Origin of the sequence: Pseudomaricurvus hydrocarbonicus, from assembly GCF_011602365.1 — a bacterium.
GTDB classification, from domain to species: Bacteria; Pseudomonadota; Gammaproteobacteria; order Pseudomonadales; family Cellvibrionaceae; genus Pseudomaricurvus; species Pseudomaricurvus hydrocarbonicus.
Genome location: NZ_JAAONZ010000025.1, coordinates 56,958 through 76,430, shown reverse-complemented (window position 1 = coordinate 76,430; position 19,473 = coordinate 56,958). Strand labels below are relative to the sequence as shown.

Annotated in this window: 16 protein-coding genes and 1 rRNA gene; 6 read left to right on the top strand and 11 right to left on the bottom strand. The window is 54.7% G+C overall.

All coding sequences use genetic code 11. The features are described 5' to 3' along the window. Positions 1-94 (bottom strand): 16S ribosomal RNA (locus G8770_RS21830); the annotation flags it as partial. 548 nt (positions 95-642) lie between these two features. After that, positions 643-1,950 carry a tyrosine--tRNA ligase gene (gene tyrS / locus G8770_RS21825; RefSeq protein WP_167191954.1) on the bottom strand — a complete coding sequence of 436 codons (1,308 nt, stop codon included), beginning with the start codon at positions 1,948-1,950 and terminating at the stop codon, positions 643-645. Positions 1,951-2,210: 260 nt separating this feature from the next. Here tyrS and G8770_RS21820 point away from each other — a divergent pair, with 260 nt between their 5' ends. Beyond that, positions 2,211-3,566 (top strand): peptidoglycan DD-metalloendopeptidase family protein, encoded by a 1,356-nt coding sequence (locus G8770_RS21820; RefSeq protein ID WP_167191952.1) that lies wholly within the window; start codon positions 2,211-2,213, stop codon positions 3,564-3,566. A 5-nt stretch (positions 3,567-3,571) separates the two neighbouring features. Continuing rightward, positions 3,572-4,684: an anhydro-N-acetylmuramic acid kinase gene (locus tag G8770_RS21815; protein WP_167191950.1), complete on the top strand. Its 1,113-nt coding sequence runs from the start codon at positions 3,572-3,574 to the stop codon at positions 4,682-4,684. A 61-nt stretch (positions 4,685-4,745) separates the two neighbouring features. Here G8770_RS21815 and G8770_RS21810 read toward each other — a convergent pair whose 3' ends face one another. The 5 genes from G8770_RS21810 to argC form a co-directional block, all read right to left on the bottom strand. Then, positions 4,746-5,252 (bottom strand): DsrE family protein, encoded by a 507-nt coding sequence (locus tag G8770_RS21810; protein ID WP_167191947.1) that lies wholly within the window; start codon positions 5,250-5,252, stop codon positions 4,746-4,748. Positions 5,253-5,364: 112 nt separating this feature from the next. Next, positions 5,365-5,718 (bottom strand): iron-sulfur cluster insertion protein ErpA, encoded by a 354-nt coding sequence (gene erpA, locus G8770_RS21805; RefSeq protein WP_167191945.1) that lies wholly within the window; start codon positions 5,716-5,718, stop codon positions 5,365-5,367. A gap of 114 nt (positions 5,719-5,832) precedes the next feature. Beyond that, positions 5,833-6,258, bottom strand: a complete 426-nt coding sequence (locus G8770_RS21800) for a bactofilin family protein (protein WP_243760625.1) — start codon at positions 6,256-6,258, stop codon at positions 5,833-5,835. 28 nt (positions 6,259-6,286) lie between these two features. Beyond that, positions 6,287-7,027 carry a DUF6776 family protein gene (locus G8770_RS21795; RefSeq protein WP_208022445.1) on the bottom strand — a complete coding sequence of 247 codons (741 nt, stop codon included), beginning with the start codon at positions 7,025-7,027 and terminating at the stop codon, positions 6,287-6,289. A gap of 16 nt (positions 7,028-7,043) precedes the next feature. Continuing rightward, a complete protein-coding gene (gene argC / locus G8770_RS21790) occupies positions 7,044-8,084 on the bottom strand; it encodes an N-acetyl-gamma-glutamyl-phosphate reductase (protein WP_167191966.1) in 1,041 nt (346 codons plus the stop codon). Between the two features lie 316 nt (positions 8,085-8,400). Here argC and G8770_RS21785 point away from each other — a divergent pair, with 316 nt between their 5' ends. From G8770_RS21785 to hemL, 4 genes are all read left to right on the top strand, one after another. Next, positions 8,401-10,170, top strand: a complete 1,770-nt coding sequence (locus G8770_RS21785; protein WP_167191941.1) for a chloride channel protein — start codon at positions 8,401-8,403, stop codon at positions 10,168-10,170. Positions 10,171-10,263: 93 nt separating this feature from the next. Further along, a complete protein-coding gene (locus G8770_RS21780) occupies positions 10,264-10,680 on the top strand; it encodes a CopD family protein (protein ID WP_167191939.1) in 417 nt (138 codons plus the stop codon). 277 nt (positions 10,681-10,957) lie between these two features. After that, positions 10,958-11,785 (top strand): bifunctional hydroxymethylpyrimidine kinase/phosphomethylpyrimidine kinase, encoded by an 828-nt coding sequence (thiD, locus tag G8770_RS21775; RefSeq protein WP_167191937.1) that lies wholly within the window; start codon positions 10,958-10,960, stop codon positions 11,783-11,785. A gap of 109 nt (positions 11,786-11,894) precedes the next feature. Then, positions 11,895-13,175, top strand: coding sequence for a glutamate-1-semialdehyde 2,1-aminomutase (hemL, locus tag G8770_RS21770; RefSeq protein ID WP_167191935.1), 1,281 nt, complete (start codon positions 11,895-11,897; stop codon positions 13,173-13,175). A 99-nt stretch (positions 13,176-13,274) separates the two neighbouring features. On the opposite strand, the gene G8770_RS21765 is transcribed toward hemL, so the two are convergent. From G8770_RS21765 to mrcB, 4 genes are all read right to left on the bottom strand, one after another. After that, entirely contained in the window at positions 13,275-13,625 is a 351-nt protein-coding gene (locus tag G8770_RS21765) for a PilZ domain-containing protein (protein WP_167191933.1), read from the bottom strand. Then, positions 13,618-16,077 (bottom strand): DUF1631 domain-containing protein, encoded by a 2,460-nt coding sequence (locus G8770_RS21760; protein WP_208022443.1) that lies wholly within the window; start codon positions 16,075-16,077, stop codon positions 13,618-13,620. Before G8770_RS21760 ends, G8770_RS21765 begins: the two co-directional genes overlap by 8 nt. A 350-nt stretch (positions 16,078-16,427) precedes the next feature. Next, on the bottom strand, positions 16,428-16,988 hold the full coding sequence (locus tag G8770_RS21755) for a tetratricopeptide repeat protein (protein ID WP_167191931.1): 561 nt from the start codon (positions 16,986-16,988) through the stop codon (positions 16,428-16,430). Then, positions 16,979-19,210, bottom strand: a complete 2,232-nt coding sequence (gene mrcB / locus G8770_RS21750; protein WP_208022442.1) for a penicillin-binding protein 1B — start codon at positions 19,208-19,210, stop codon at positions 16,979-16,981. The genes G8770_RS21755 and mrcB overlap by 10 nt, the downstream gene beginning before the upstream one ends. Between the last annotated feature and the right edge of the window lie 263 nt (positions 19,211-19,473).

Sequence of the window (19,473 nt, the reverse complement as noted above, 5' to 3'; positions counted from 1 at the left end):
GCTTTAATCAGTCCGAAGACCTTTATCGCTCGACTTGCATGTGTTAGGCCTGCCGCCAGCGTTCAATCTGAGCCATGATCAAACTCTTCAGTTTAAATTTTTCGATAACGTCACCCGAAGGTTAGTCATCTAAATCATGCTCATTCGCTTGAACTACAAAACAATCTCCGAAGAGAAAGTCTTCACATAATGAATTAATGAGTCACTTGCAAATGATAATTTTTTGTCGCATTACCATTCCGCAAGCGCCCACACGCATTGCTTGATTAACTTTTTAAACAACTCACAGAGCGCTCGGCTTCTGCTGTCTTTGCCCCGGTGTTCCCGAAGCAGGAGGCGCATTATACGCAATCCGTTAAGCTTGGCAAGTTCTTTTTTTGTTTAGTTTTAACAACTTAGCCGCCAAAACTTCACTTTCAAAAACCTGCTGAAGTGCGCTTTAAAAAAGCTCTTGCACTTCGGCTTACCTCTCAACAACCTGCCTTCGAATCACTCGCTGCTCGTCGTTGAGAGCGGCGCATTATACAGAGGCGTGACTGGCGTGCAAGACCCTTTTGTAAAAAAACCTCGAAAAGCGTTCAGAGACAAAAAAGCCCGCGAATTAGCGGGCTTTTGGAGCTATCGAACACGAAGGCAAAACCGTTATTTCAACTCAAACAGATGGTTTTTTTTCTTACCCAGCTTCACCAGGAAAAAGCGGCCATATAAAGCCTTATCCGCCGCAAAGCATTCGGCAGTTCGCATGTTATCCTCCATGCCTACCGCCTCACCATTAATCAGGACCGCATTTCGGCCCAGCGCATCTTTCGCTTCGCGAGATGCTTTCACCATCCCACATTCCGCCAACAGCCCGGTCAGGGGCTTGTCGGCCATCGCCTCTGCGGTCAAATCACTACAAGGCAGACCATCCTGTGCCAGCTGCTCCAGATCTGTTTCACTCAATTCTGACAAGGAACCACTGAACATCGCCTCAGTAATGCGCTCCGCCGCAGCCAGCCCCTCTTCACCGTGTACCAGTCGTGTCGCCTCTTTTGCCAGCACACCCTGAGCTTGCGGTCGCCCTTCGGCCGCCTCATCCTCTGCCTCAATCCTGGCAATGTCTTCAACGCTCAGGAAGGTAAAATAATGGAGAAACTTATACACATCCGCATCAGCGGTGCCCAACCAGAACTGATAGAAGCTGTAGGGTGAGGTCTTTTGTGGATCCAGCCAAACCGCACCGGATTCGGTTTTGCCGAATTTGGTGCCGTCCGCCTTGGTAATCAACGGAACTGTGAGACCAAAGGTGTGCGCTTGATTCTGGCGACGCGCCAAATCAATACCGCCCACAATGTTGCCCCACTGATCACTCCCACCCACCTGCAGAGTGCAATCATAGCGACGATTCAGCTCCGCAAAATCCATCCCTTGCAGCAGGGCGTAAGAAAACTCCGTAAAGGAAATGCCAGAACCTTCGCGCTGCAACCTCTGCTGTACCGACTCTTTATTGATCATATTGTTGATCGAGAAGTGCTTACCCACATCGCGCAGGAAATCGAGCACATTCATCTCACCCGCCCACTCCAGGTTATTGACCACTCGGGCCGGGTTATCCACCCCTTCAAACTTAATGAACTGGCTGACCTGATTGCGAATTCGGTCTGCCCAGCCCGCGACGATGTCCGGGGTATTCAACTGGCGTTCGGCCGCTTTGAAACTGGGATCACCAATCAACCCGGTGGCGCCACCCACCAGCGCAATAGGGCTATGTCCGGCGTTCTGGAATCGCGTCAAAACCAAAAGTGGCACCAGATGTCCAAGGTGCAGGCTGTCGGCTGTCGGATCAAACCCGCAATAAAGGGTTCTAGGGGCCTCTGCAAGATAAGCTTCAAGCTCATCTTCGCCAGTCATTTGAGCGATTAAGCCCCGCTCACGCAACTCCTGAAGCAGATTGCCATTAACAGTAGACATGGTTCTTTACCTTAAACAACGAATATCGATTACAGGAACGAAATGCCGCCACGGCGGGCGCTCCAAAGAAAGGCGCACAATACCGAATTCCCGAACAAAAACAAGTTTTGCAATCTGTGGGAGCGTTCAAACATTGCCGGGGAACTTCTTTCCAGTCACCCATATCGCCCCTTGAGGATGTTTTTAGGGGCCAAATTCTGTTATAAGTGCCTGACTCCAAAATTGAGACCCAATAAGCTGCTCAAGCAGCCGTATGCTGTATGAATGTACCTTCTCGAAAAAACAAGCCGCCACGTCTAAACCAAATTCTGGCGACTTTTCCGCGTCGGCACCTGGTCACAGCCAGCATCCTCTGCGCCGGGCTGTTCATCCTATTCATCGCCAGCCCCTCAAAGCCAGTGGCCGCCAAGCGTCAAAGTCAGACCATTGAACTGCCCTTTAATAAAGAGATGCAGGAGTTGTTGCCCGACGTCACTGAACCCATGAGCGTCGAGATAATTCCCGAAATCCAATGGCACAAAGAACTGGTGCGGGCGGGAGACAACCTCTCCTTGATCTTCCAGCGCGCCGGCCTATCGGATCGCGACCTTTATGAATTTATGTCCGGCAACCCCAAGAGTAAGTCCCTGACCCGTATTCATCCAGGGCACGAACTGGAATTTCATATTGAAGATCAAAAACTTATGGGACTCCGCTATCGCCAGAACCAACTGTCCAGCGAGCTTTTCACCCGAATCGACGTCAAAAAATTTGACCACAAAACCAACACTCTGCAGCCGGACATCCATACTGCATACCGGGAAGCCATCATCAACGATTCCCTGTTTCTGGCCGGACAAAAGGTGAAAATGGACGCCAACCTCATCATGGAACTGGCCAACATTTTTGGCTGGGACATTGATTTCGGGCTCGACATTCGTAAGGGTGACCAATTCAAAGTTCTCTACGAAGAGCGCTTCCTAGATGGTGAGAAGATAGGCAATGGCAACATCCTCGCCGCGGAATTCACCAACCAGAAGGTAACCTTCCGCGCCGTTCGCTATCAAGACAGCAAAGGCAACACCCATTACTACACCCCCGAAGGGAAAAGCATGCGCAAGGCCTTTCTTCGCGCCCCCCTGGATTTCCGTCGGATCAGTTCCAACTTCAACCCCAAACGACTGCACCCCATCTATAAAACAGTGCGCCCTCATCGTGGCACAGACTACGCGGCGTCCACCGGCACCCCCATTTGGGCGGCAGGTGATGGCAAAGTGCTGAGGGCGTCATACTCCAAGGCCAACGGTAATTATATTGTGTTGCAGCACGGCAACAACATACAAACGAAGTATCTCCATCTCAGCAAACGCCGGGTTAAAACCGGTCAGCGGGTCAAACAACGACAGATCATTGGCAACGTGGGCTCCACCGGGTATTCAACCGCCCCTCACCTGCACTATGAATTTCTGTTAGACGGTGTACACCGCAACCCGCGCACCATTTTGGAGAAACTGCCCAAAACCCAAGCGATTGCCGCCTCAGAGATGGAACGCTTCAACCAAGCCACACAGCCCATCCTGACGTCGCTGGACGACCATCACCGTCAAATTCTGCTGGCGAAAGGCGGGCGAGAATAGTCCTTATGACAGAACTTTATATTGGCTTAATGTCCGGCACCAGCGCAGACGGTATTGATGCCACCCTGGTTGAAATACCGTCAGACAACCAAACCCGGCTGCTCGGACACCTGGAAACCCCTCATCCAGCCGAAATGCGCGCTGCAATTCTGGAGCTCTGTCAGCCGGGTGACAATGAAATTGAACGCCTGGGCCAGCTGGACCACCAACTGGGGCAGGCCTTTGCCCAGGCCGCACTGCAATTGCTGGAACAACTCAGTATCTCCCCGGCAGAAGTCACGGCCATTGGCAGCCACGGTCAAACAGTGCGCCACCGCCCCAAAGGCTCTGTCGCCCACCCGTTCACTCTGCAAATCGGTGATCCCAATCTCATTGCCAGCCTGACGGAAATCACCACAGTGGCTGATTTTCGACGCAGAGACATGGCCGCAGGCGGTGAAGGCGCCCCACTGGCCCCCGCCTTTCATCAAGCCGCCTTCGGCTCTCCCCGGGAAAAGCGTGTGATCGCCAACATTGGCGGCATTGCCAATGTCACCGACCTCACTTCGCATGAAAGTACCGCCGGGTTTGATACCGGCCCGGGCAACGCCCTGATGGACGGCTGGATTCAACGACACCAGCACCGGACTTACGATCGGGACGGCGAGTGGGCGAGAAGCGGCCAGATCAATACAGCACTTTTGCAGCGGCTGCTGGCACACCCCTACTTCGCAGCGCCACCGCCGAAAAGCACTGGCAGGGAAACCTTCCACATGCGGTGGCTGGATGAACAACTGGCGCTACTGGCAACCCCCGTAAGCGCACAAGACGTGCAGGCCACACTGCTGGAGTTGACGGCCAGCAGCCTTGTCGATGCGGTCAAATCGCGGATACCGAATTACGACGCCCTGTATATTTGCGGTGGCGGCGCCCTAAACACAACCCTGATGGAAAGGTTGAGGCATTTAAGCTCAAAACCGGTCACCTCTACTGCAGAGCTGGGAATTGACCCGCAGCAAGTCGAAGGGGCGGCCTTTGGCTGGCTGGCAAGGCAAACCCTTCACCGCCAGCCCGGCAACAGCCCTGCGGCGACCGGAGCCAAGAAAGCCGTGATTCTGGGAGGCATCTACCCCGCCTAGTCTTGATGAACCGCAACCGATGTGGGCATTGACAGACCAGCCCCTTGCTACAACCGGCACCCTAGAAATAGAGATACCCTTCGTCCTCTACCAGGCGCCGAACCTCATCCGGGCCGAACGGGACGGTGCCAACAAACGGCACCAAGGCATCCAGATCATATCCAAGCACTCCGGTTCTCGTTTCACACACCCGGATATCCACCACCTTGAAAGCACTCAAGCGCGCAGCCAGGTCCACCAATTCTTTGTGCTTGTGATAATTATGCTTGAAGAAAACCGCCACTTCCGGCCCGTGCACAACAATGGTGGCCGGCGGTAGCTGACTCTGGAAGCTGCCGTCAAAGAACAGCATTTCAGCTCGTTTCAATGCCCCCAAAAGTTCTTTCGCCGTGTTGAGTTCCAGCCGAGCCAGGTAACCCGGGGCCTCTGGGGGCCCTTCAGGCACACCGTTCAAGCCCGTCGTCCACCCCGGCAAGGTGATGACGTCCTCGGTCACCGACTCTTCGGCAACACCCGGAAAAGACCATTGAAACAACAAAAAAGTGAGTACCAGGAGGCCTCGTCGCAAGAAAGCATTCAAGGTCTGGCGAATGGTAGCGCAAAGCCACTGCAGGGGATTTACAGTCAGGTGTGCTGCCGACGAACGACCCCACACTCTGGACAGGTTTAGGCGCCGCGCCTCAAATTGAAAACGAAGAACCGCAACCACAGGTAGAGTTGGCATTGGGATTTTGCACCACAAATTTAGAGCCCTGCAGACCTTCTTCATAGTCCACTTCAGAACCCGCAATGTACGGGTAGCTCATGGCGTCGACAACGACCGTGATGCCATCTTTTTCAATGACCGCATCATCTTCAGCCACCAATTCATCAAACGTGAATCCGTACTGAAAGCCTGAACAGCCGCCACCTGTCACGAAGACCCTTAGTTTAAGGTCATCGTTGGCCTCTTCTTCAACCAGCGATCTAACCTTGGCAACCGCATTGTTGGTAATTTGTACGGCTTGGGGGGTAAATGTTTCCGGGGTGGTCATGTGCAACTCCAAATTAACAATCGCTGTCGACCCGCCGAAGCCCAACCAGAACGGAACAGACAAGCGGCCGAGACATCAGCACAGCCGCATTATCCCTTTACCCCAGTAAAACAGTCAAGTACTCGCCAACTCCATGTCGGAGTCGATGTCTGCAGCTTCGGCACGTTCAAACGCATTTTTGGCGTCAGTTTTATCACTTTTCTCACTGAAAACCAGGCTGCCATTGACCTGGGCGCCCTTAACCATCTCAATCATATTGTAATGAACGTTGCCATCAACAGTAGCTTTAGCTGCCAGCTCGATGTGCTTGGCGGCATACACATCACCGGTAACGGAACCGTTAACCACCACAGTCGGGACACGAATTTCGCCTTCGACGAAGCCTTTCTCCATGATGCGCACCCGGGCATCAGAGCCAGCGTCAGCAAAGATGTTGCCTTTCACGCGGCCTTCAATTTCCAGGTTACCGTCAAAGTTAATATCGCCCAGCAACTCTGTTGATTTTGAAATCAGAGTGGTACCGCCCGTTGCAAACCCCATAGCTTTTTCCTTCTTGCCCCACATAGTTCTAACCCTCTTGTACTAGCCAGCCGAAATGTTTTTCGACTTCTACTGCTTGTTTTCCAGTAGATTTGGCAATTAATTCAATTCGTTCAGGCTCGAAGGATTCCGGCAAATTAATCCGTCCTTCCAGCGTTTGGAAATACTTAAAACGCAATTTAATGTTCTCGTCATCCACATTGTCGGAAACATCCATGAGCGGCAGAGCCACCATTTGCTCGCCCTGACGTCCCACGATGGTGAACTGCAAAGAGCCATTCAGCAGCGTATGTCGCGTCGCCAATTGCTGCACCACCAGTTTGTACTCATATTGCCGGGGTGCGCCGGTTGAAATCACATTCAACGAACCAATGGTCAACCCTCGCTCATTGCCGGTGGGCGCCATCAAGCCACGGTAGAAACTGATGTCCTCCTGCAGGGTAGCAATTTCAGACTTCAGGCTGATGACTTCATTGCGAACCCCTTCACTGGCTTGGCGGTCAACCTTGGCGCCGAGCTTCAGATTGGCCACTTCCTGACGCAAGTTGTCAGTCTCAATCTTCTTGGCCGCCAAGTCGGCCTTCAAGTGATCCCGCTCAGAAACGGTCTCTGCATGCTCGCTGCCCCCCTGAATCTGACCAAACCGGTAACTGCCAAAACCGACAGCGGCGATGACCAACAGTGCCGACAAAGTCCCCCAAATCTTCACCCAGGGACGGTACGGTACAACCACCATTCGCTGTTGTTTCGTGCCTTTTACGGCTGACATAGTCTCCCCTTCAAATCTAAGGCAGAAGACCAGGCAAATTCAGCCCGGTAGTCTCGTCAAATCCAAACATTATGTTCATGTTCTGAATCGCCTGCCCGGAAGCCCCCTTGGTAAGGTTGTCAATTACCGACAATACCACGACTTTACCGCGTTCCTGTGGCTCAAATACTGATAACCTGCAGGTGTTCACGCTTTTTACGCTGCGGGTCTGCGGATGACTGCCGGCAGGCATCACATCGACGAAGGGCTCATCGGCGTAACGAGCTTCAAACAGCGCCTGCAGATCCCCTGCCGAGGCGGTCAGGTTGCCGAACAATGTCGCGTGAATACCACGTACCATGGGCAACAGGTGCGGCACAAAGGTTAGCTGCACCGGGTCACTGCCAACGGGCAAGACATCCCCCAGGCCCTGCTCAAGCTCTGGCAAATGACGATGGCCACCACAACCATAGGCTTTGAAGCTGTCGGTCACTTCAGCCATCAGGTTATCCACTTTGGCCTGACGCCCGGCACCACTAACCCCGGACGCGGCACTCGCCACCAGGTCTTTAGGGTCAATCAGCCCGGCTTCCAGAAGCGGGATAAAACCCAGCTGTATGGCGGTGGGGTAACAACCCGGGCAAGCAATTAACTGGGCGCCCGCTATTTGCTCACGATTCACTTCCGGCAACCCATAGACCGCCTGAGGCAAAAGCTCAGGGCAGCCATGAGGCTGACCGTACCAGTCGGCCCACACTTCGTGGTCGCGAATACGGAAATCCGCCGACAAATCAATGACACGCACGCCGCGGCTGATCAATTCAGGCATCATGGCCTGAGCGACGCCGTGGGGGGTCGCAAAAAAGACCACATCACAGCCACTCAGAGTGTCCACATCCGGTACCGTGAACTCCAAATCGTAAAACCCCCGCAGATTGGGGTACATCGCATCGACTCGTACGCCAGCCTCAGCTCGCGACGTAATCACTTTCGCCTCAGCCTGGGGATGGTTGGCCAACAACCGCAACAACTCGACGCCGGTATAACCCGTTCCGCCGACAATACCTACCTGAATCACATCTACCTCACTCATGCGCTGTTCCAACGCTTGTCTTTGTTCATTTCAGCCTAGATTGCCTATTGACGACCTTCGCCTATCAATGACGTTTGCCGACAACGTCAATTGTCGCCACAATAGAGGCTAAATTGTAATTTACGGCCTGAACGCCCCTCTACCAAGGGTTCACGAACCGGGTACTGCCTCGCTGCCAGAGGATACCGGATTCGGGAAACTGAGGCTCGCAAGTTACCCCAATGTCGCATCAATCCCCTAGTGTATAACAATCACTTTCATAAGCAATGCGGGCTTGAGCTTATCAGGTAAAGAATCAGGTATGTCCGAACACTCCGCCAGCAGGGATCCTGGCCTTCACCCAAAACATCGGCTCCAGGAGTTACTGGACAAGTTCCGTCATCGGTTAGCCCATCTGGACGCCCTGCCGCAGCTGACCATCCTGGGATTCATCTGTGGTTTGGCGGCGGCCGGAGTGATCATTGCCTTTCGGCTGTCAATCGATCTGCCGTTACAGTTTTTTTTACAGGGTGACAGTGAAGACTTTGAGTCTTTGGCGGCCTACTGGCATTTTGCGCTTCCCGTGCTCGGCGCCGTGGCCCTGGGAGTACTGTTGCATTATACACCCGCCAGCCAGCGTCAGGTCAGTGTCGGGCATGTTCTGGATCGACTCCACAACCACCAGGGGAAGCTGCCCGCTCGCAACTGGATTGTGCAATTTTTTGGAGGCATCCTGGCGCTGGTCAGCGGCCAATCCATGGGCAGGGAAGGCCCAGCGGTCCACCTTGGCGCCGGCATCGCCAGCCAGCTGGGGCAGTGGTTGCGCCTGCCCAATAACTGCTTGCGCACGCTCATCGGCTGCGGGGTCGCCTCAGCCATCGCGGCGTCATTCAACACCCCCATGGCGGGAGTGATTTTCTCGATGGAAGTTATCCTGATGGAATACACCATCGCGGGCTTCATACCGGTGATGATGGCCTCGGTCACCGGCGCGGTTATCGGCCGCATGATGTTTGGCGCGGAACCGGCATTCTCGGTGGGGCCCGTGCAATTGCAAGATCTGTGGAGCCTGCCCATTATCGCCCTGGCAGGTCTGGTCATTGCGTTTTTCGCAGCGGCCTTTATTCGGCTGCAACTGTTTTTTAATCGTCAGCAGCACTACCCGGTTTTTTCACGCATGCTGGTGGCTGGCGTCGCCACCGGGGCCATTGCCCTGCTCTACCCTGAAATTCTGGGCATTGGCTACGACACGATTGACGCTGCCATGCACGGCGAGCTAGCCCTGCACATGCTGCTGGGCATTCTCTTCGCCAAGCTCATCGCCACCGCCCTCAGCGGCGGGCTCGGTGTTCCCGGAGGGGTGATCGGCCCCCTGTTGTTTATTGGCGGCCTGCTCGGAGGCGCCATTGCTCTGGTCACCAACCTGTTGATACCTGGCGATACGGCCAACCCGAGCTTTTATGTTCTACTGGGCATGGGCGCCATGATGGCCGCCGCCCTAAACGCCCCCCTGACCGCCTTGATCACCGTATTTGAGCTGACACACAACCCCTACACTATCTTCCCGACCATGCTGATGATTGTGGTCACGGTACTGACTACTCGACAACTGTTCCGCTGTGACGGTTTGTTTATTGCGCAGCTGGAGGCCAACGGCTTCAACCTTAATCACGGCCCGGTTCGCCAGGCCCTTAACCGGGTGGGCGTTCGCAGCATGATGGAAACCCAATTTATTCGCAGCAACAACCGCATTACGTTGACACAGCTGCGCCAGCGGTTGCAGCAACACCCCACCTGGCTGGTCATTGATGAACCAGAGCACGACAAATATCTGCTGGCAGCAGCGGACATTTCCGCGTTTGTGGACAATTGCGACCCCGAACAGGCGGAAGAAATTAAACTTCTGGATATCCCCGGCCGCAAATGGTTACTGAAACCCATCCACCAACAGGCCAGCCTGTACGAAGCGCAGCTGGAGCTGAATCAGTACAAGGCCGATGCCCTCTATGTCGAACGGGAAAATGCTCCCTGGCTGTCCCCGGTCATGGGTGTTATCACTCAGGAGCACATCAGCAATTTCTATCGGGTATGATCGTCACTCAATGATACAGACACACACCACCAAGGGAGTCAGTCACTGCCAAGCAGATACTGTCCGGGTAGTCAGAAAGGTAATGGAATCTCTATGCTCTGGGTAAAAGCGTTTCACTTGATCTTTATGGTGTGCTGGTTCGCCGGCATTTTTTATTTGCCACGGCTGTTCGTCAATCACGCCTCCGTCACCGACGTGGCGACCCGTCAGCGCCTGTCACTGATGGAAGCCAAGCTGTATCGCTTTATCACGCCCTTTATGTTTCTGACAATAGGATTTGGGTTATGGCTTGCCAGCTATAACTGGAACTATTACCTCGGCAGCGGTTGGTTTTTAGGCAAAATAACCCTGGTAGCCGCTTTGGTGGTGTATCACTTTTATTGCGGTGTCTGTGTGCGGCGTTTTCAGCGCAATCAGGACAGCCGCGCTCCGGTTTTTTACCGGGTTTTTAACGAACTTCCGGTACTGGTGCTGTTTGCCGTGATCATTCTGGTGGTCGTAAAACCTTGACCCTACCTTCAAGCGCGCACTCTCAACGGCAGCAACAAAGACAAATCCCAAGCCTGTGTTAGACTCAAAGTGCTGGCTAGAAATTAAGTTGAGCTGACACGCACTGCTCTGGCGTTTCACCAGGCCGTGGCAAACCAGGCTAAACCCCAATTTCCGGCTGAACACCGGAAACTAAGGCCGGCAACCAGATGACTGTTAACCAGAACAGCTGACCAACACAGGTAACCAAGTGTATTGCCTGCCCCTTACAAGGCAGCAATTTCAGGAGCCAGGGTGTATGCCAGAATTTGAGCCCATCACGCCAACCATCATGAGCTTTTCGAGCCACGACCCCTCCGGCAGCTCCGGGATTCAGGCAGGCATTGAATGTGCCGCCAGCCTCGGCTGCCACTGCACCCCCATCATTACAGCGCTCTGCGCAAAAGACACCCGGGATACCAAAGAGATTATCCCGGTTGATACTTCCCTGATGATTGAACAGGCGCGCTCAGTACTGGAAGACATGCAAGTCCGGGCCTTTAAAGTCGGCTTTACCGGAAGCGTTGAAAACGTCGAAGCCATCCATTCCATCTTGCACGATTATCCCGGCATTCCGGTCGTCCTTGATCCCGGCACCAGTGTGTGCGGCAGCAAACTGGTTGACGCTCCCGGGGTCCTGCACGCAACTGAAGCGCTGCTGTTGCCGCTGGCTACAGTGACAACACCAGATCTTGAGGAAGCCCATGAACTGGCACAACAGGCCGACACCATCGACGCCTGCGCACAGGAGATTCTCGAAACCGGTTGCGAATACGTGCTCATCACTGGCGCGCGGCGATCCTTGTCCACCTACGAAAACCACCTCTATGGCAAACAGGGACTCATCAAAACCTTCAGTCAGGACCGACTGAAGTTTCCCACCCACGGTTGCGGGGCAACGCTGGCGGCCAGCATTGCCTGCTACCTCGGGCACGGCTTGCTCACCGAAGAAGCCATCACCCAGGGGCAGAACTTCACCTGGCACACACTGGCGCACAGCCGCCGGCTGGGCATGGGCAAGCGTATACCCAACCGGTTTTTCTGGACGGACAAGCAAAAAGCCCGTCAAATGGCGAAAAACACTTAACCCATCTTTCGGGTAACTCAAGTTTACATTTACCTCCCCCCTTAGCGATAATGCCTGCCTTTTAGGGGATGGGCTTACCGCCTGTCCGGTAATCAGTTAAGGATTTACCATGAGTCGTTCCAGCGAACTATTTCAGCAAGCCCAGCAACATATCCCCGGCGGCGTCAATTCACCGGTGCGAGCCTTTCGCGCAGTCGGCGGTACGCCGGTGTTTTTTGAACGTGCCGAAGGCGCCTATATGTTCGATGCCGACAATAAACGCTACGTGGACTATGTCTTATCCTGGGGCCCAATGATTTTGGGCCACGCACACAAAGACGTCATTGCTGCCGTGGTGGAAAAAGCCCAACTGGGATTGAGTTTCGGCGCCCCGACGGCCATCGAAACCAGCCTGGCGGATCGCCTTTGCGCCATCATGCCCGGCATGGACATGGTGCGCTTCGTCAACTCTGGCACCGAAGCCACCATGAGCGCCATTCGACTGGCTCGCGGCTATACCGGGCGCGACAAGATCATCAAGTTCGAAGGGTGTTATCACGGCCACTCCGACTCCCTGCTGGTAAAAGCGGGTTCCGGCGCCTTGACCATGGGTGTGCCCAGTTCTCCGGGTGTCCCAGCCGCGCTGGCAGACCACACCGTCACCCTGACCTATAACGATATCGCGGGAGTGGAAGCCGCCTTTGCAGAAATCGGCAGCGAGGTCGCGTGCGTCATTGTCGAGCCCGTGGCGGGCAATATGAACTGCGTCCCCCCCATTGCCGGCTTTTTGGAAGCTTTGAGAACCCAGTGTGACCAGTCCGGCGCCCTGTTGATCATCGATGAAGTCATGACCGGTTTCCGCGTCAGCCACACCGGCGCTCAGGGTTACTACGGTATCGAAGCGGACATCACCACACTGGGCAAAGTCATGGGGGGGGGTATGCCGGTTGGAGCCTTTGGTGGCAAGAAAGAGATCATGTCCCACATTGCCCCTCTGGGTCCTGTCTATCAGGCTGGCACCCTGTCAGGCAACCCCGTTGCCATGGCGGCAGGCTTGAAGACTCTGGAACTGATTTCGTCAGAGGGTTTTTACGAGAACCTGTGTCAAAAGACAGATCAGTTAGTGGCCGGTCTGAATGCCGCAGCCCAGAAGCACGGCATTCCATTCACCAGCAACCACGTGGGCTCAATGTTTGGCTTTTTCTTCACCGACGAAGAAAAAATAACCAACTATCAACAGGTCATGAATTGCAATATTGAACGCTTTAATCAGTTTTTCCACGGAATGCTGGAAGAGGGCGTTTACCTTGCCCCGGCCTCTTACGAAGCTGGCTTTATGTCCGCCGCCCACACCGATGAAGACATCGCCTTCACCCTGGCCGCGGCCGATCGTGTGATGGCTCGCCTGTAAAAAATAAAATCTTTATACCCCAGACAAACCCAAAGGACGCAGGACCTGCGCTTGACCGAAAACCCGGTGCAGGTCCTGACGGCGTTGAGAAATAAACCCTTAAGGCGAGATCAACATCGCGATCTGATCACGTGCGCTATCCGACAAATCAATAATTTGGCACCCTGCCCAGCACATCGGATTACTGTCATCATCTGACTGGCGCACCCACAGGCAATCCACCCCCAATTGAATGTGCCCCCGCGGATCCTTTCGGGACGGCCAAAACAGCTCCAGCTGATACACATGATCAGCCCGTATCGGGGCCTCCCCCATGATCATCAGCCCCGCTTCATGAACATTCACCAATCGGCCCAAGAACCTGTCACTGTTCGTGTCGTAAACTTCTACGCTACCTACGTCTTCATAACGATCCAGTTGACGCTGCTCGTAATTCGGTAATTCATTCATGGACGAGCTCCTGCCCTGCGTCCTGCTTTTCCTGTTTCGCTTTCGCATTCAGGCTCTGGAAAATATTTTCCAGAGCGCGCTCAAAGAACGGCTTCGAACTGCCCGCGATTACTTTTGCTTTGTGCGACAGCATACTGCGGGCCAATTCCAGCCCTGATTTCATGGCCACCTTTTTTCCCATCTGATCGACCAGCATGTAATGCAGCGTTTTGGAGTTATACCAAGCCACCTTAAGTCTCCGGCCCCCGTCAAACTCAAACCAGGTACCAAATTCAATCATTTTCAGGTTTTCAACCATACGCGCTTCTTCCGGTGTGGGTGGATCGTCCTGATTAAGCAACTGGCCGGCTTTTTCCGCCGCCATCGCCTCAAGTTTACTGCGCATGGGCTCAGGGGCCGGGTCCACCACTCTACTTTGCAGCGCCATTTTCTGCAGGGTATACAGGGCTTCCAGTAACTTTTTCCCTTTGGCCTGATCGTAGCCAATAGTTTCAAACCCCACTTCCAGTCCATCCAGCAGCCGGTCCTGTATTTCCAGCTGCCGGGCTTTGTCCGCATTGTTGTTTTTGGGCTCAATGCTCCACAGCACATCTTCCACCATTTGAATAGAACGCAACCAACTGTCGGACGTGTCGCCATAGCGCAATAAAATAAAGGCCAGGTAATCGGACCAGGGCTGCAGCAGCATCAACAAAACCGCCGACGGCAGTTCGCGCCCGTCAGTGCGCGAGCGCACCTCGTCGTTAACACGAATTTTAACTTCCCGAAGCTTTTCCTCTCCTTGCACCTTCTCCATCGCGCGACGTTCCATCAACTCCTGCCGACGCGAAATTTTCTTGGTGTAACCACTGAACTCCAGCAACAACTCCGCAAACAGGCGAACGTCATTTTTGAATTCTTCCAACACTCTCGAGACGATGCTCTTTATCTTGTCGTAGATTTCATACTGGCTGCTGCCGTCATTACTGACCCACTTAACACCAGCTTCAGCCATATTGTTGAGCAACAGGCGAGCCGGATGCTCTGTCTGCTCGAAAAAGCCCTTATCGATGAAGGCAATTTTAAGGAATGGTGTATGCAGGTAGCTGAGCAGCGCCTTAACCGAGTCGGGCAAGTTATCGTCCGAGAGCATGTAATCGAACAGCATGCCGACCAAATCGATGGTGTGCATGTCCACCGGGTCCACTTCCTGATCGCTGCCGTCAGCTTCTGCCTGCAGTTGATTCACTAACTGAGCCGTGACGCCGGCAATAGGAAGGGGTGCCAGGCTCCCGGGCTGAGCCGACAATAATTGCTGCCCGGTGACGGCAAGCGCCTCCGTCTGCAGGCTTTGCAAGGCCCCGACCAGCTGATTATTGCTGTAGACTTCGGCCGGATGCCCGCCCGGGGCTGCGGCTCCACCGCCCTGCACCATCCCCGGCGGCAAAGGAGAACCCTGTGCGGGCGAAGAACCCTGTAGAGAAGAGCCCTGTGGAGAAGAATAGAGGCCCGGTGACTGGGCATATGCCCCCTGTGGCGTCTGGCTTGGGGCCGCCCCCCTTGCCACGTGAGCTTGCAAGGAGCGGATAGCCTCCACCAGCTGTCCCTGATATTGATCTGTGGGCAGTGTTGCATCCGGGCCGCTGATGTAACCCGATGGCGCCGACATCGCTGCAGCGGGCAGTTCTATGGCATGACCGCCGCCAACCGGCTCATCAACGGGAACCTCTGGGGACGCGTCTTGGGCCTGCGAGGATTCGGGGTGTGGCAAGGGCGCCGTTTGAGAGACAGGACTGTAACGCAGGTTCGCCAGAATTCCCTTGCTGCTCAGGAATTGATTGATCTCATCGAAAGGGTCTGCCAATTTCACCATGACATCACTGTCAAAGATCTTGTAGGCAATAATTTTACTTTTAGTCGTCAGTTTTGAGCGCTTGAGGCTCTTGCGCAGGGATTCACAATACTGCACTGGGCCGGCGGGGTTGCTGCGGTCTTCCACTTTTTGTCCACGGTTTAACAGGGACAAGCGCTGGTTCATTGCCCACAGCTGCTCAGCGTAGTGGTTTTCGGAGCGCTGGGTAATGGAAGAAATAGCAATGGTTTCTTCCAGGTCTTCATTGTCGACCAACGACAGCATATCTTGCTGGTACTTTTCTTCACCGGTGGTGGTCGCCAGCTCTTGGCGTTTGAATTTGATGAACCCTTCACCCAGATAACCCAGAAAATAGCGTTCGATTTCGGGCAAGGAGTCGTGCAACAGGCGCCTCTGTTCCGCTAAGTCGGCTTGCTCGCTATTGGTTTTGGCGCTACTTGCGAACTCGGCCAATTGTCGGTCCAGAGCTTTCACAAACGCGGTAAAGCACGCACCGGCGTGCTCTACCACTATCGACTGACATACTTTCAGGTAGTCAATGATGGTGGCGTCGGTCAAACCACCGGGAGAGTTTGATTCAGAGGAGCCCAATTTACTCATAAGCTTAGAGTCTTTATCCGTCACATCCATGATTTCATCAGGCCATAACACTCAGGGAATCCCATACCTGGCTGGCCCATCCTGACAAGCGTCGCGTTTAATCACCGAGCGGGTGACAAGCAACGCCTTTGTGGCGACGCTCTTTCATAAATCGATAGGTAAGCGGTCACACAGCCGGGCGAACTTGGGTTCAGTGGGACTGGCTTTACACCGTCTTGGTATCACTAAACCCAGGGTACATTGCCCGACTCACTAATGTGACACAGCTCACAAAAAACTCAAGCCCCTTTGGGGCCTTTTATCCGAAAGGAAAACCGTTCACCGATTTTTTCTCAAACCAGTGGATAAAATCATTCCAAGTCGAGGGAATTCAAGAGCTTATCCACGCCATCACAGCGCTGCTGACAAAACCTCTGGGCCTGCCGGGCAAATCGCGATGCCTGGGAAATGTCTCCGAGCTGGCGGTAACTTTCCCCCAAAATGCGGTAAAACTCCGCGTTGCGGCGGTCGATGCGCAACCCCTGCTCCGCCTTCTCAATGGACTTTTGCCACTGCTGACTGGCCAGGTACCGCTCGGCATCGGCCCGAATGGTCTGAACTGCAGCATTCGGGGTGGGAGGGACGTCACGGGGAACCGGTTTCGGAGCCTCGACATCCGGCGAGGACGGCCGAGGGGGCGCGACCCCACCCTCGTAGGAAGGGCTTTCGGAACGAGAGTCAATCGGGGCTGGCGGGGTCGACTGACAACCGGAAATCATCATCAGCGCCGCCAACAGGCTGGCCAGTTTTACCCCCGACCACCGGCCTATGACAAGCCCGCGCTTTCTGAGGACAGTCTCCACAGCACAACCCCGGGAGTCGAAATGAGCCGCCACCGAACCACCATGACCTGACACCTGCTTTAAAACCATCTTTTCATCCAATGTATTACCGGGTGTTCAACCCATTCACACGCGGCACGCTCTGTCGGCCGCTTGTCCGCTGTAAAAGGCATCAGTCTGGCACCCTGGCAATTTTCGCCGCTCAAGCCACCGCTGACACGATCCACCCACAGATACTCTATATCGGGAGAGGCAAAAATATCCAGGCTCTCGGTCGGCAAGCGGGTAAAGATGTCCGTCCACACCTGCAGGGCTCCGGTACCCCCCGTCAAGGGAGTCGATCCATTATCATCACGCCCTACCCACACTACCGCGAGGTGGCGCCCGCTGAATCCGGCAAACCAACTGTCCCGCTGGTCATTGGTGGTGCCGGTTTTTCCAGCCAGGGCCAGTGACCGGGGCAAACGCTGATACGCTGTGCGGCCCGTCCCCTCTTCCATGACTGCCTGCATAGCGTATTGCAACAGCTGAATCGCTGCCGGCTCCACCGGTTCACCCAGGGTCAACGGGTAACGATTTAACCGCTGACCCTGAGCGTCTTCAACAGAGCGGATAGCCCGCAAAGGCATCACCACACCGTCGTTGGCAAAGGCATGATACATTTTCGAAACCTCCGCCGGTGACAATTCCAGCGCCCCCAACAACAGTGACGGCACTTCGAATATCTCCTTTTCGACCCCCAAACCCTTCAGGGAAGCCGCGACCTTGTGCAACCCAACCGTCATCCCCAGTCGAGCGGTTGCCTGATTATAGGACTTGCTCAAAGCATCGATCAGCATGACCTCACCATGAGCGGTACGGTCAAAGTTTTTGGGTCTCCAGATATCGTCATCCGGGCCTGCGACTGCCACTGGGCTGTCGTCAACAAATGATGCCAGATTATAAGGCTCATCGCGTTTTAAGGCTGACAAATACACCGCTGGCTTCACCAGCGAACCAATAGGTCGGGTGGCGTCCAGGGCGCGGTTAAATCCAGCAAATTTTTCATTGCGATCCCCGACAACGGCCTCCACCTCACCGCTGCCCACCGCGGTGATGATCACCGCCCCCTGCAGGGAGTCAGCCTTGACCTTAAAGCGGGTCTCGAGCTCCGTCAGTCGCTGGGACAACGCTCGCTCAGCCTGCCGCTGTGCCGGTAGCGACAGCGTGGTAAACACCTTCAGACCTTCCGAATTTAGCGCCTCGTCGCTGTAATCCTCACGCAGCTGGCGCTTCACCAGATCAATAAACGCCGGATAATCGTGCAACCGGCGCTGCTTGGCGTCGACAATTGCCAGCGGGGAGCGGGTCGAACGGCGCAGGGTCGCCTGATCAATCAAGTCCTGCTCGTGCAATACCTGCAGTACCAGGTCGCGTCGCTTTTTGGCCCGCTCCGGATTACGCCATGGGTTGTAATATGAGGCGCCCTTGACCAGCCCCACCAGCAAAGCCAGCTGTGGTACATCCAGGGACGACAGCGGTTGGCCAAAATAATGCTTCGCCGCCAACCCAAAGCCGTGAACCTCGCGCGGCCCACTCTGCCCCAGATACACTTCATTCATGTAGGTTTCGAGGATTTCAGCTTTGCTGTAATGCACTTCCAGCAGCACCGACATCATGGCTTCAGTCAGCTTGCGCGACAGCTCGCGGCTATCGTCAAGGAAGAAATTTTTCACCAGTTGCTGGGTGAGCGTACTGCCCCCCTGAACGACCCGGCCACTTTGAAAGTTTACCCAGGCGGCGCGGGCAATGGCCTTGGGAGAAACCCCAAAGTGCCGTACGTAGGCTCGATCCTCCACAGCAATCAGCGCCTCCCCCAGCAGTGGCGGGACCTCTGACAATTGCACCAGTTCACGATCTTCCTGACGCTTGGGGTAAATGCCGCCGATCAGCACCGGCTCCAGGGCTAACAGTGACGTCGAATCCCCCCGGGTGACTTCAAAATGAGCAATGCGGTCCTGCTGAAATTCCAGCCTCAGCGTGCGCTCGGGCTCTTGCCGGCCCCCGGTGTTGTGGCTGCGGGTCATGATTTCCACAACACGGCCCTGACGACGCCACTGGCCCGCTCGTGTCGGGCGGCTCACCGGCTGATATTCCAGCGCCTTGAGCTCTTCCTCGAGACTGGCTTGAGACAATTGTTTGCCCTGATACAGCTCTAATGGCTGAGCATACACTTGCGCCGGCATGGCCCACTTGCGGCCATCAAACTTGCTTCTGACTTCTATGTCCAGATAGATGACCCACAGCACCAAAAGCCCCAGAAGAGCAGCCATGGGCCATCGAACCCAGCGCCAAAGGCGGCTGAGAAAAGAGGGCGGGGGAGATTTTTTGGTGCGTTTGGATTTACGTTGTCGGCTCATAGGGCGGAAGTGTACTGACTCTGACAGGGTAGACAAGGCATAATAGAGCCTTCGACTCGGGCCGTGCGCCATTTTGGCTATATTTCCACAATTTGCGGTGAAAGTACTTTTCACCTAAGCGAAATGTGTACCGGTTCATGAATCATGAACCGCCGCGCAAGCCCGTGGACTCTACT

Excerpts from the sequence above, each read along its gene's own strand:
- tyrS (WP_167191954.1), bottom strand. The coding sequence starts at position 1,950 with ATGTCTACTGTTAATGGCAATCTGCTTCAGGAGTTGCGTGAGCGGGGC.
- G8770_RS21820 (WP_167191952.1), top strand. The coding sequence starts at position 2,211 with ATGAATGTACCTTCTCGAAAAAACAAGCCGCCACGTCTAAACCAAATT.
- G8770_RS21815 (WP_167191950.1), top strand. The coding sequence starts at position 3,572 with ATGACAGAACTTTATATTGGCTTAATGTCCGGCACCAGCGCAGACGGT.
- erpA (WP_167191945.1), bottom strand. The coding sequence starts at position 5,718 with ATGACCACCCCGGAAACATTTACCCCCCAAGCCGTACAAATTACCAAC.
- G8770_RS21800 (WP_243760625.1), bottom strand. The coding sequence starts at position 6,258 with ATGGGGTTTGCAACGGGCGGTACCACTCTGATTTCAAAATCAACAGAG.
- G8770_RS21795 (WP_208022445.1), bottom strand. The coding sequence starts at position 7,027 with ATGTCAGCCGTAAAAGGCACGAAACAACAGCGAATGGTGGTTGTACCG.
- G8770_RS21785 (WP_167191941.1), top strand. The coding sequence starts at position 8,401 with ATGTCCGAACACTCCGCCAGCAGGGATCCTGGCCTTCACCCAAAACAT.
- G8770_RS21780 (WP_167191939.1), top strand. The coding sequence starts at position 10,264 with ATGCTCTGGGTAAAAGCGTTTCACTTGATCTTTATGGTGTGCTGGTTC.
- thiD (WP_167191937.1), top strand. The coding sequence starts at position 10,958 with ATGCCAGAATTTGAGCCCATCACGCCAACCATCATGAGCTTTTCGAGC.
- hemL (WP_167191935.1), top strand. The coding sequence starts at position 11,895 with ATGAGTCGTTCCAGCGAACTATTTCAGCAAGCCCAGCAACATATCCCC.
- G8770_RS21765 (WP_167191933.1), bottom strand. The coding sequence starts at position 13,625 with ATGAATGAATTACCGAATTACGAGCAGCGTCAACTGGATCGTTATGAA.
- G8770_RS21760 (WP_208022443.1), bottom strand. The coding sequence starts at position 16,077 with ATGAGTAAATTGGGCTCCTCTGAATCAAACTCTCCCGGTGGTTTGACC.
- G8770_RS21755 (WP_167191931.1), bottom strand. The coding sequence starts at position 16,988 with ATGGTTTTAAAGCAGGTGTCAGGTCATGGTGGTTCGGTGGCGGCTCAT.
- mrcB (WP_208022442.1), bottom strand. The coding sequence starts at position 19,210 with ATGGCTGCTCTTCTGGGGCTTTTGGTGCTGTGGGTCATCTATCTGGAC.